The sequence below is a fragment of the Paenibacillus sp. Cedars genome (assembly GCF_003184205.1).
Lineage (GTDB): Bacteria > Bacillota > Bacilli > Paenibacillales > Paenibacillaceae > Paenibacillus_AQ > Paenibacillus_AQ glucanolyticus.
Window position 1 is genome coordinate 3,953,993 of sequence record NZ_CP020866.1, and the last position, 13,469, is coordinate 3,967,461.

The window sequence follows — 13,469 nt, forward strand, 5'->3', positions numbered from 1 at the left end:
CCCCCTTATGTTAGCCTTTCGATACGGTAATTCCAACCTCATCCGGGCGGTACACCGATAACAGGTCCCCGCTTGCATCCACTGCGAACAGTACCGAGCGATCCGCCTCAAGCATAAATGAATAGATAAGACCTGTTGAAGGATCCTTCACTTCGACATTCGTATCCCACGATTGCTCTGAACCGAATACGAAGAGTGCCCCTTCTTCAAACGTTACCTTGCGCCCGTATACGCCGGAATGGTCTCCACCTTGGCTCCAGATCAGCCCCGTGTCGGCAGCAGATAACTCCAATGCGTATCGATACAGTGCAGATAGGGTATCGATCCGGTCATTCAACTCAACGGGAAGCGGACTCCAGAGAAGGCGTCCGGCACCGAGCTTGACCTCGATGACGGCGTCGCCAGCCTCATCGGTTGAATGTACGTCGCTGCTGATCACAATTTCCTTACTAAGCTCGGCGATTTTCCGATGACCGTATGACGCGGGCCATGTGGCATCCCCGATACGCAAGCTCTCTTCCCGGCGCACATTCACCACTTTGCGCTGTCCCAGCTCTGCCGTCATTCGCTCGACCGGATGCCAATATGCATCCAGACCGACAGGTCCGGTCAGAAGGAGCGTAGCTCCCGTTTCTTTTACGATATCCATCAACTCGGCAAACGCCCGGTCATCTATATTATGAGCACTCGGCAGAACGATGAATTTCACCGGATGTCTCCGCAGCGAGCTTAGATCATACTCTCCAACCGCGCGGAAAGGCACATTCAGCTCGTAAGCCAGGGCGCGTGTCGCCTTCGTTGTTGCTTCAAAAGCAAACTTCCGGTTCGAGAAATCGTTCGAGTATGGGAAAATGACCGCTGTCTCTTCAAGCTTCCGTCCCTTAAACAAGTCCCGGATGCCCTCCATGAATGCGCCAAAATCATACGACACATCCGCTTCCGGCTTCTCCGTCCCGTCAGCGCGGACAGCTCCGATATGCGATTCATTGGCATTATCCATGTAGAAGTTTGTGTTCCAGATCCAATGAACGGCGCCTGCACCGCCTGTTGAGAAGGCGTACGCATATTTGCGCTCCAGCAGGTTCCGAAGCTCGGCTTCGCTCCGCTTCGCCCGGCCATCCGGTGTTTCCACGTACATGATGCCCGTTTCCTGAATGAGGTTTGGTTTATCCGGCGTTTTGGCAAATATGCCGTCCCAGATCAGATAATCGTTAAACCACCAGGAGTGAACCGTTGTATAGTCCACAGCCTCCGCATAGAAGAACGGGGATGGACGCTGTGCTCCTAAGGCCTCATCTTGTCCAACCGTAACCATATGGTCAGGGCATACCGCTTTGATATCATCATATAGTTCCTTCGCCCAGCGGTTGTGCATGTCCATCGAGAAGAGTACATAATCGAGCCACTGGGTGCCCTTTTTCCCTTGATGCATATCTTGAACGTCGAAATTAATGGCTTCAGGTCCCGGAGGAACCGCAGACTCGAATGCCGGCAGCTGATCGGAAGTCATGTTCCAGCGTTCCTGCAGAGACTCAACCGAGCCATGACGCTTCTTCAGCCAATCGATATACGCTTGCTGCTCGAACGAATCCTTAGCTGAACGAGGACCGTCCGAGAAGATCTGCGGCGGATCGAACATGGAAGGCTCGTTAATCAAATCCCAGTCCACGTTCTTCGTAGCTTTATGCCTTGTGATAATGGAGCGGATAAACCGCTTCTGCGCTTCCACGCTTCGCGGATCAAGGTAAGGATTCTGTCCTTCCCAAGTCTCCGGTGTAAAGGAGAAGAACGTAAACGTGACCTGCAGATCATGCTTCTTCGCCGTTAACAGGAAGGCGTCAATCGAACGCAAAACCTCTTCGGATGCATGCCCGTCCACCTGCATGATATTGCGGTAAGCGGTCCAGATCCCGGTACGAATCCAATTGATGCCGGCATTGCGCATTTGCGCCATATCGCGATCCCACACATCCGTATTCGGAAGGAACAGGAACTTACGCGCGACATCGGACGTCATGTAAGTCATCCCGACAACAGGCAGCGGGCGGCCATCTTTGATAAAGTAATCCCGGTTGCAGGTAACTGGCGTTCCAGTCTCCAAAAGCTCATGATCAGCTCCCCAGAAGCCTTGTCTCAGCCTGCGGATTTCTCCATCCGGACCTTCGGCTTCACACAACACCCGATAAGATCCCGGCTTGATATCAAGCGCAACCGGAATGCGCTGTACATGAAATTGTCCAGTTACATCAACGGTTACGGAATGATTCCATACCGGAGCTTCATCCAGGTCATGCTGAACCGAGATGCGGAACGTCCAGCTCTGCGGCTCATGGACAGGCAGATTCCGCCCCATCCGTTGTGCCTGCAGGGTCAGGGTCGCGCGCTCGCCGGACTCATAGGTTGCATAATTCGGCTTGATCCACAGCTCGGTAATCCCTTTGGCGCAGAACGCCGCCCACCGGCGCACCTCTTCTCCCCCATCCTGTTCCCAGAAGGAGGCGGAGAGAGGTTGATTTACAAACAACCAGCGACCTCCCAGAAACGGCCCGCCAACGTTCTCCCACAGAACTACAGGAGCAGCGACTTGCCTTCCCTTGGCTGTACATCCCTTAAGGAGCGGATAAATCCGCGTATCCATCGGTCCTGCCGAGCCCATCTGGTGAGGCAGATCGCTGCTCTTGGTAACATGCGGAACCAAGTTCCATGTATCCTTAACGGTAAACCGTTTGTGACTGTTCTCCATCAGCGGAATATCTTCACTCGCGATCAAATCATTCACGCGCCCACAATCCACAGGCAGCGCCTCATGAATGTTCAGCTGCTGATGATATGCCGTCTGTTCATGCTCTACCACCCAGGCACCGTCCTCCATACGGACGGGACGTTTGAATGGGGCACCCCCAACACTGACCAAGCCGCCGCCATTTCTCAGAAAGTCCAGGATGGCTCTCCAGGCGGATTTCGGAAAGTACGGAGCGTGTAAATTGACAAAGCTAACGCCTTGTCCCCCTGCTGCTGCCAGCGTTTCAGCCAAGTTCTCTGCGCCGCACACGGAATCGAACATATCCAGACCGGCTGCCGATACCGGCAGTCCGGCAGCTTCAGCTGCCGGAAAGGACGGATCATAGAATACAATCAGGCGTTCACTCATAGAATCCCTGCTTTCATCGCCTGGTACACCAATTGCGAGAACAGGCTGTTGGACCAGGCAAACCATGATCTAGTAAAGACTTTAGGATCATCGGCATGGAAGCCCTCATGCATGAAGCCGGTATCCGCATCGGTCGCTTCCAGCAGCGCGATCATCTCCAGCTTCTCTTCTGCCGTCTGCGCCGTAATTCCCTGCATGGACAATGCCATATGCCAAATATAATCCGGCGGCGTATGCGGACTGCCAATTCCCTTGGCAACTGCCCCCTCGTAATAGAAAGGATTTTCTTTGCTCAGCGCAAATCGTCTGGTGTTCTGATAGATCGGATCATCTGCAGTCACATAACCCAGATACGGAATAGACATCAGACCGGGCGTGCCTGCATCATCCATCAGACAGTAATTCCCATAACCATCAGTCTCATAAGCGTAAATCGGGCCAAACTCCGGATGACGGTAAATACCGTATAACTGAATCCCGTGATCCACATCGGCTGTAAGGCGCTTCAGCTCATCAAGCAGTTTCATATCACGGAATACCCATTCCGCAAATTCCTGCATTTGACGCAGGGCTACAACGGCGAACATATTCCCTGGAATATTGTAATGAAAATCGCAGGCATCATCGCTTGAACGGAAGCCGGACCAGATCATGCCCGTATAGTTAACCGGCATGCCAAGTCCGTTGTTGCGCAAGGAATCGGTAGGTATGCCGTTGTCCCGCGTGAAATGGTAAGGTGATTTCTCGAAATGATGCTGTTCGGTTTTAAACAGCTCGATGATTTTGATCATCGCTGACTTGAAGTTTGCATCAAATACGTCCGTCAGGCCAGTTTCCTTCCAGTACAGGTAGGCCAGGCGGACAGAGAAGCAGAGCGAGTCGATCTCGAACTTCCGCTCCCAGACCCATGGCGACATTTCGGTTTCATCCGTTGTGTTCCAGTGCCAGTCGTTCGCCGATTCATTGAAGGCATTGGCATAAGGATCAATATGAATATATTGGAAATGGCGCTTGATCAATCCGCTGAGTATACGCTGAAGCTCTGGATCATTCTTCGCAAACGGAATGTAATGAATCACCTGTTCTACGGAATCACGCAGCCACATAGCCGGAATGTCACCGGTAATGACAAATGTCGTCCCGTCCTCCATCAGCTTCGTTGTGGTCTCCAGCGTGTTTGGAAAACAGTTCTTGAACAGCTGCAGCAGCTTGGGACGATGTGCTAATTTTTCTTCGGCCTCTTGCAGAACCGCCTGAATCGATTGCGGCAGCTCAAGCTCCGGCATTGGTATTTTGGGGAGTCTGAATTGTTCCATGATTTGTTCTGGCTCCTTTTGATTAGGTATGTTGTGTAGTCAATTTGATGGTCTTGATCTCATACGGCAGGAAATGAAGGGTTAACCTTCCTTCTGCTGTATCCAGCCTTTCGAGTTCCTCTTCAATTGCATTGGACAGATGGACCGTTTCGCAAGGATAAGGCCAAGTGAGTTTCACTTCGTCTCTACCCCCGGCGGATTCATAGAATCGCAGAATATAACCGGTTCCGTCCTCTGCAGGTTTAACCGTATCCAGCACAACATGCTGGCTCTCGAATGGGATCAAAGAATGAACAGAGGGCTGAATGCCCTGCTTCGAACTTGTTCGCACGCATGGCAGTTCATGATTCAGCTCGGCAGCTTTACGAACGATGCCGGCATTTCTCCAGTCTCCTTCGTGCGGATACAGGGAATATGTGAATTCATGCTCTCCCAGGTCTGCTGTAACATCGGGCCATTTCGGCGCTCGCAGCAGGGACAACCGGATCGTGCTGTCCTGAATGTCGTACCCGTACTTGCAGTCATTGATGAGGCTGACGCCGTATCCATGCTCCGATACATCGGCGAAGCGGTGTCCGCAGACCTCATATTGCGCCTGCTCCCAGCTCGTATTGCGATGGGTCGGTCTCTCAATAGTACCGAACGGAATCTCATACGTTGCCTTATTGGCAACAACAGCGATCGGGAAGCCGACTTTCAGCAGCTTGTGCGATTCGTTCCAGCTGACAAAGGTCTTGAAGTCGATCCGCCGGTCATGATGATAAAAAATCAAATCTTGCGTGATCTCCGAGTTATGGATGCGCCAACGGAAACGAAGCACATCCTGTACTTCACCCGCCATCAGCAGCCTCATCTCGATCAGTTGCGCTTGATCGGCTATTTGCTCCTCATAGCGAGTATCGATATCCCATGCATCCCACAGGGTCGGACGGTCATGGAAGAAGTGGAAGCGATTTGCGGCTTCCCCTGGCTTAATCACTTCCCGCTCCGCATCTTTGTCCCACAGACTCACGATTTCGCCCTGCGCGTTAAAGCGGACCTTATAAAACTCCGTTTCCCAGCCATCCGAAAGTCCAGTAGAACACTTCTCCGCCGCTGCCTCGTTTCCTGCCGAGGGTCTAAGCCAAATCGTTTTGTAACCAAACGCGGGGATGCCTTGAACATAAACGTTCAAGCCCTGAAAGGCTTCGCCGCTCTCTAAGGTCCGAACATCATACTGCAGCAGCGCTCCATCGGAATCATAGGGAGCGTGGCTAACAAGCTCCGGTCCGCCCTCAATCGAAATGACCCCATTTCTTTCCCATCCAAGTCCATTGAAGATGACATAGGGTAGACCTTCCCCTTCTGTATCGGCCTGACCGGCCAATACCTGCAGCCCTTGGGTGAGACTGCGATTCCCCTTCCGGAACACCTCGGCATATTCCTTCTCAGAGGTAACATAAGACTCCGTAATGGCAGAGCCCGGAATAATATCATGGAATTGATTAAGAAATATCAGCTTCCAGCCCTCATGCAGCTCGCTGACGATTTCCTGCCTCTGCCCACCGCCCATCGACGGGAATGCAACCGAGCTCCATAACTCGGCTTCACGGTACAAGATTTCCGCCTTGCGGTTAAAGCGCTTGTTCCGTGCGTGGGTTGTGTAGGTTCCTCGATGCAGCTCAAGATATAAATCCCCGCGCCATTTCGGCAGCTTTGGCAAAGCGGCATCAATCCCTTCGAAAAATTCGGCGGCCGTGCTGTACTTGCTGGCAGGCTGCCCAACCATCAGCTTAGCCCGATTGATATATTCCAGCATCTCGCGAGTCACACCCCCGCCGCCATCACCGTGTCCATAGAGCAGCATCTGCTCCGGATGGACGGGTCTTTGCCGGTAAGACTGCCAATGCTCGTGAACATCTTTTGGCAGTGTGTTCTCGTTCACGCCATGATTAAGATAGGAGAGCATCGGTGTTCCGTCAATGCCCACCCAGTGGAATAAGTCGTACGGGAACACATTCGTATCATTCCAGCCGAGCTTTGTTGTCATGAAATAACGAATGCCGCCATGCTTCAATATTTGGGGCAGTGATGCACAATATCCGAACGTATCCGGGAGCCATTCAATATGTGATGTCAAACCGAACTCTTCCTGATAGAAGCGCTGTCCATAGAGCATCTGGCGCATGAGGGACTCTCCGCTCGGAATGTTTAAATCCGGCTCGACCCACATCCCGCCGACCAGTTCCCAGCGTCCCTCCATGATTCTAGCCCTCACTCTCTCGTACAGCTCGGGATCATGATCTTTCAGGAATTGATACAGCAAGGGCTGGCTCTGCGCATATTTGTATTCCGGGTATTCATTCATCAGCGCGTCCACCGTGGAGAAGGTCCGGCTTGTTTTTCGAACGGTTTCCCGGACCGGCCACAGCCAGGCGATGTCGATATGAGACTGTCCGACCATGTGCTCGGTTCCTTCAGCATGGCCGCCAATGGCTGTAACCTGCTGCACAAGCTCTTGCTCAATCGCGGTCACCATTTCACCTGCGATGATCGATGCCTCATTCAGACTTACAAAACGATCCATCGCCTGATACAAGGCCTCCATCAATCGGATGCGCCGCATATCGTTGTCCGGCAGCAGTATAACCGAATCCCTGATAACAGTTGCAGTGTACATCAGACTCTGAACAGGCACGTTCACGTTGACAAGCAGACTCTGTACTCGGGTAATCGGAGGCTGGATGACAGCCTGCTGATTGAGCGGATCCACGGGCTCCGGAATCGGATCGTATAATTCGATTTCCAGCTCCATGTTCATGCCGGTGCGCTTCGGATCAAGCGTTACAAACGTATGATTGCGGTCCAAACCCTGATACGAAGCTCCGTTAACACGCAGCAAAGCTTCGCCTCCGGACTGAAACAGAAGCCCTATCGCGCCATCTGCCCACTGCGGGGGCAGCTCAAGGCTCATTCGAAAGAAATAGGTTGTGCCCTGCGTGCTCGGGAATCTGTTGAAGTCATGTCCTTCGGCAAAAGGGGCTGAGTCTTCATACACGCCCGGAACCATATAAGTGGTCCGCGTAATATCCCACCCCTTGAGTTCTCTCGACTCAAGCCACTGGCGCTCCGACAATTCGCGTATAAATCGCCTAATGCGTTCCATCCATCAGCCCTCCTGCACGGTCAAATCCGCACTCAGCGTGTCATTGACATGTCTGCCAACCATGATTCGGAACAGACCTGGTTCAACAACCTGCTTATAATCTTGACCGACATATTGAAGCTGTTCGGCGCCTATCGTAAATTCAATCTTTCGTTTTTCTCCAGCCTTCAGAGATATTTTGCGGAAACCCTTCAGTTCACAGGCTGGTCTTGTGTATTTGCTGGCCACATCGCTCACATACAGCTGAACAACTTCGGATCCTTCCCGAGTGCCGCTATTCGTGACGTTGACGGTGACAACTGCCGTTTCGCCGATTCCAATGACATCCGAGGATAGCTGGATATCCGAATAACTGAATTCGGTGTAACTAAGCCCATACCCAAACGGATAACGCGGCTGGGAATCTTCTTCGAGGTACCGCTTGCCGCGCGACCGCTTGCCGTTGTAATAAACCGGAAGCTGTCCGACATCTTTTGGGATTGACAAGGTTAGCTTCCCGGACGGATTCACATCCCCGAACAGGATGTCGGCAATCGCATGTCCGCCCTCCTGACCCGGGTACCACGCTTCCAGAATGGCATCGGCATGGTTGTCGATCCACGGTTCCGCAATCGGCCGGCCGTTGATATACACAACGATCATCCGCTTGCCAAGCTTATGAATCTCTTGGGCCATTTCCAATTGAACGCCGGATAGCTGCAGCGTCATCCGGTCGATGCCTTCGCCGCAGTCCATGTCGCTTAAAGCGTCGTCCGTGACCTTCGAAGCCCCTGTGCGCAAATCGATCGTTCCTTCGCCGAAATCGCGGGCGCTGGAGCCGCCCAGCACCAACACCACGGTATCGGCCTGATCCGCACAAGCTAATGCGAATTCAAAACCCTCCCTGGAATCGTCCTTAATACGGCAGCCCGGAGCATACAATACATGGTCTGGAACATCCCCCAGCTTGGCACGAACCCCATCCAGCACCGTGACCACGCTTGCTGGCGGCTGTGGTGATGTATAGTCCCCAAGCTGATTGTATCCCTGATCGGCATTAGGTCCAATGACAGCAATCACGCCCCCGTCCTTCGGTAACGGCAGGGCCTTTCCTTCATTCTTAAGCAGCACGATGCCTTCTGCCGCAAGCTGTCTGGCAAGTTCTACGTGCTGTTCGCTGCCGATCACTTCCTCGGCGATCTGTGGTTCAACGTATGGACTCTCAAATAAACCGAGTTTAAATTTCAAAGTCAATACGCGGCGAACGGCTTCATCCAGAACGGAGGCCTCCAGCTTGTTTTGCTCGATTGCCGTTTGCAGATATTTCCCAAACATCTCACCCGACATCTCCATATCGATTCCGGCCGATAGAGCCTGAACAGCGGCATCCATTCCGTCTTCTGCCGTATCATGGCCGCTGGCCAGCATGTCGATGGCACCACAGTCGGTGATCACCATGCCGTCAAAGCCCCACTCCTTGCGGAGAATGTCGCCTAACAGCTCCGTATTTACGGTGCAAGGCACGCCATCGATCTCGTTATAAGCCGGCATAATGGAGGCAGCTCCCGCTTCCACGGCCTTCCGAAACGGCAGCATATCCACTTCCATCAGCTCACGGGTCCCCATGTGCACAGGTCCCGCATTCCTTCCGCCTTCAGAGCTGCCATAACCTACGAAATGCTTCAGCGTTGCTGCAACACTGCTCGGACTGTCCAAAGACTCGCCTTGAAGGCCTTCAACCGATGCGACTGCATATTCACTGATCAGGTAGGGGTCTTCGCCAAAACATTCCTCGGTACGTCCCCATCTGGGATCGCGTACAACGTCCAAGACCGGGGAATAGGTCACAGCACCGCCCTGACTGCGCGTCTCAAGCGCAACGGCGCGGCACATATCCCGGTATAACTCCACATTCCATGTGCTTCCGATTGAGAGCGGTACCGGAAACACCGTGCCGCCAATGGCCATATGACCATGCGAGCATTCCTCCCCGATGAGAATCGGAATGCCGAGACGGGAATTCTCGATTGCATACCGCTGAATTTGATTAACGGCTTCCGCTCCTTCACGTGGAGAAAGACCGGTTTCAAGTGTTACACCGGTCCATGGATCGGCGCGAAGGGTCCCGTACAGGGAGCCGACGCCGCCATCTTTCACTTGCTCTTTAAATGAATCCGCTAAGGTAATCCGGCCTTCCTTCACCTCATAGGTCTTCCAGCCGAACGGCTGGACCAACTGGCCCACCTTCTCCTTCGTTGTCATAAGGCCAAGAAGATGTTCCACTCTTTCCGCAATGGGTTTACTGGAATCTTGATAAGTCATCTCATACCCTCCGGTACATGAAGAATTTATTCTTTAACCGCGCCGATGGTCAGACCTTGAATGAAATAGCGCTGGAAGAAAGGATAGGCCAGAATAATCGGCCCGGTTGCCAGAACGACCATGGCCATCCGTGACGTATCCTGCGGCATGCTCTGAAGAGCGGCCATGCTAAGAGATGAATTCTGAGAATTCTGCAGGATGAACTGCATGCTGGTCTCAATCCGCATCAGCATGGATTGCAGTGGAACCAGGTTGGGATCATCAATATAGAGAAGTGCATTAAACCAGTCGTTCCAGTAGCCGAGGGTGCTAAACAGTCCGATGGTTGCCAGACCCGGCAGGGAAAGCGGCAATACCAGCTTGTAGAATATTTTAAATTCACTCGCGCCGTCGATTTTACCGGATTCAATGATGGCATCCGGAACACTCGTGCTGTAGAAGGTTCGAAGAATCATAATATAGAAGGCATTAACCGCCAGTGGCAGGATCAGAGCCCAGATCGAATCCTTCAAGCCGAGCAGTTGCGTTGCTACGATATAAGTCGGCACCAAACCGCCGTTAAACAGCATCGTGAAAAATGCAAAGAACGAGAAGAAATTACGATATCTGAACCCTTTGCGGGAGACCGCATAAGCGTACAGCGAAATAATAAACAAACTAATCAGCGTACCTACAACCGTCACAAAAATCGTAACGCCGTACGAACGAAGAAGTGTATCCCCGGTTTGGAATACATATTTATAAGCCTCAAGGCTCCATTTTTCCGGCCAGATCTGATATCCGTTGCGGGCCAGAGAACCTTCATCTGTAAATGAGATGATCATCACGAATAAGAACGGAAATACACACAGGAACGAGAAAATACCGGCTATCAGGTTGAATACGACATTCCACCCGGATGAAAGCTCATGGAAATCTTTCATCTTGCTTTTCGATTTGAACACATCACATACCCCCTTCTTGGTAGATTGATCGATTAGAACAAAGCGTTATCCTTGTCATATTTACGCACGATGTAGTTGGATACCATAACCAGGATAAAGCCGACTACCGACTGGTACAGTCCTGCAGCGGTACTCATTCCGATTTCGCCTGTTGTTTTCAGACCACGGTATACATAGGTATCGATAACATTCGTTACAGAATACAACGTTCCCGAATCCCTTGGCACTTGATAGAACAGACCAAAGTCAGCGTAGAAGATTTTACCGATCGCAAGAAGAGTTAAGATTGTCATCAGCGGTTTCAGCATCGGAAGGGTAATGGCTTTAATCTGCTGCCATTTGTTCGCTCCGTCAATCATTGCCGCCTCGTACAAGGATCTGTCGATCCCCATAATCGCTGCCAGATAGACAACGCTGTTGTAACCTACGGATTTCCACAAGCTGATCAGCGTCAGGAATATCGGCCAGTACTTGGCCTCGGAATACCACTGAACCGGCTCCATCCCGAACCAGCCCAGGATTTGATTCAGCATCCCCTTGTCCATGCTCAGGAAACTGAAAGCAAAATAACCTACAATAACCCAAGATAAGAAATACGGCAAGAACATCCCGGTTTGATAGATTTTGGCCAATTTCTTGTTCACGATTTCAGACAATACGATAGCCAGTGCCACGGAAAGAACGAGACCGAGAATAATAAACACAAAATTATAAAGCACGGTATTGCGGGTAATGATGTAAGCATCGTTGGTACTGAACAGGAACTTAAAGTTTTGGAAGCCTACCCATTCACTATTAACGATGCTTGCCCAGAAGCCGTCCCGGCTAAAGCGGTATTCCTTAAATGCAATGATCGTCCCGAACATAGGCAAATATGAGAATAAGAGAAACCATAGGGTCCCCGGTAAAACCATGAACAGCATGGCCTTATTCGTCATAATATTTTTGAAAAACTGTCCGATTGCTCTCACGCTTACCCCTCCTCGTGAAGTATATGAATGAACAAAAGAAGGGCGGTGAACATCCGCCGCCCCGTCCTTGTTCATGCTGAAGCGGTATCTTTGCCCATAGTGGACATGCGGACTGCTTCATGCATTGTTATTACTTGCTTGCTTTCCAAGCATCAATTTGGCTTTGTGCTTCAGCCATGATCTTGTCCAGGCCAGCAGCTTTCAGCTTTTCATTCGCTTTTGGCAGGAACTCTTCCGGATTCACGGTACCTGTCATCAGCGGTGCCCAGAACTCTTCTTTTACGTTATTGACTGCAGCGAGCTCTGTGGATACTTTGGTTGGATCGAAGTTGAAACCGAGCAGCGGAGCAGGCTTGCCGGACTCGTTAAACTTCTTGAACTCTTCCCATTTGTTCTCGGGATCTTCAGGATTCAAGTACGTCAGCATAACATTCCCAAGTGCGAAGGTAGGCATGTCGTAGTTTTTCGATTCTGGCAAGTTTTCCATTACATTCTCGCTAAGCTTCTTGTAATGCACGTCTTCGATACCGGAGTCAACCAGGTTGCGAAGATATACGTCCGTGTTCAGCAAGTTCAGGAATTCCATCGCTTTCTCAGGGTACTTCGAGTTAGCGGAGATCGCTTGCATGGAACCCATAACCGACCAGTTAAAGATGTTGGCATCGCCAGCCGGCGTGGATACGACCGGATAGCCATAGCTTTGGCTCCACAGATTGTCTGCGAACGGCTGTGTTGCCGCACGATCCGCAAACCAGTTGCCGGATGTCATCAGGTCTTGCGTCGAAGTTGTTGTAGCTGCTTCTGGGGAGATATATCCCGCTTTGTAATACTTGTTCATCAATTTGAGCATGTCCATCGTTTCTGGCATTTCGAGGAAGTTCACAACTTTTAATTCTTCCTTGTCATCCAGGTATACAGCCATTGGCATCTTTTCGATGATGTAATCAAACGGAAGCAGCGGGCCGAAATCCTTGCTTACGGCCAATGGAACAACGTTTGGTTCATTTTCCTTAATCGTTTTGAGCAGTGGCTCCAGGCTTTCCATCGATTTCACGCCTGAAATATCGAGATTGTATTTATCAAGCAGCGTTTTATTAAAGCGCCATGCTTCTTGAGCAGGAAGCTCTTTATTTGCCGGAATTGCGTAATTGTGTCCGTCTACCTTGGAACCTTCCAGGAACGCCGGATCAATTGCGTCTTTAATGCCTTGTCCATGGCTTTCGATCAGTGCATCCAATTCCATAAATGCGCCTTTACGTGCATTTTGTACATAGTCGAACGCCCATGAGCTTGTGAAGAGGATGTCCATCGGTTCGCCGGAAGCTGCCATTACCTGCATCTTCTGGTTGTAGTCACCGAAGTCGATCATTTTCATGTCAACGGTTACACCAATCTTCTCAGTTGTGTATTTATTGATTTCCTCTTCAACCTTGTCAACATCCTTTTGAGGTGTTCCGATCGTGTACCAGATCAGCTCTACCGGTTTCTCGGCAGTTCCCCCGCCATTTCCTGCACTCTCTTCCTTATTGCCTCCACATGCTGACAGCAGCATGGATGCGGACAAAAGAAGCGTAAGCGGCAGAAGCCATTTCTTTTTCGATTTACTCATGTTTATCCTCCCTTTTGAATCCTTGTGTCTCT

Annotated in this window: 7 protein-coding genes; all 7 read right to left on the reverse strand. The window is 51.2% G+C overall.

Annotated features, from left to right (window positions below; genetic code table 11):
• Positions 1-10 precede the first annotated feature (10 nt).
• The 7 genes from B9D94_RS20010 to B9D94_RS20040 all read right to left on the reverse strand — a co-directional run bounded on the left by B9D94_RS20010 (position 11) and on the right by B9D94_RS20040 (position 13,437).
• Positions 11-3,151 (reverse strand): beta-galactosidase, encoded by a 3,141-nt coding sequence (locus B9D94_RS20010; protein WP_148247816.1) that lies wholly within the window; start codon positions 3,149-3,151, stop codon positions 11-13.
• On the reverse strand, positions 3,148-4,467 hold the full coding sequence (locus B9D94_RS20015) for a glycoside hydrolase family 125 protein (protein WP_036637969.1): 1,320 nt from the start codon (positions 4,465-4,467) through the stop codon (positions 3,148-3,150). The genes B9D94_RS20010 and B9D94_RS20015 overlap by 4 nt, the downstream gene beginning before the upstream one ends.
• 22 nt (positions 4,468-4,489) lie before the next feature.
• Positions 4,490-7,612, reverse strand: a complete 3,123-nt coding sequence (locus tag B9D94_RS20020) for an alpha-mannosidase (protein WP_148247817.1) — start codon at positions 7,610-7,612, stop codon at positions 4,490-4,492.
• A gap of 3 nt (positions 7,613-7,615) precedes the next feature.
• Positions 7,616-9,913, reverse strand: coding sequence for a glycoside hydrolase family 3 N-terminal domain-containing protein (locus tag B9D94_RS20025; protein ID WP_063479004.1), 2,298 nt, complete (start codon positions 9,911-9,913; stop codon positions 7,616-7,618).
• A gap of 26 nt (positions 9,914-9,939) precedes the next feature.
• Positions 9,940-10,836, reverse strand: a complete 897-nt coding sequence (locus B9D94_RS20030; RefSeq protein WP_036638029.1) for a carbohydrate ABC transporter permease — start codon at positions 10,834-10,836, stop codon at positions 9,940-9,942.
• A gap of 53 nt (positions 10,837-10,889) precedes the next feature.
• Positions 10,890-11,819, reverse strand: a complete 930-nt coding sequence (locus B9D94_RS20035; RefSeq protein ID WP_164481452.1) for an ABC transporter permease — start codon at positions 11,817-11,819, stop codon at positions 10,890-10,892.
• Positions 11,820-11,958: 139 nt separating this feature from the next.
• Positions 11,959-13,437: an ABC transporter substrate-binding protein gene (locus tag B9D94_RS20040; protein ID WP_006209136.1), complete on the reverse strand. Its 1,479-nt coding sequence runs from the start codon at positions 13,435-13,437 to the stop codon at positions 11,959-11,961.
• Positions 13,438-13,469 lie beyond the last annotated feature (32 nt).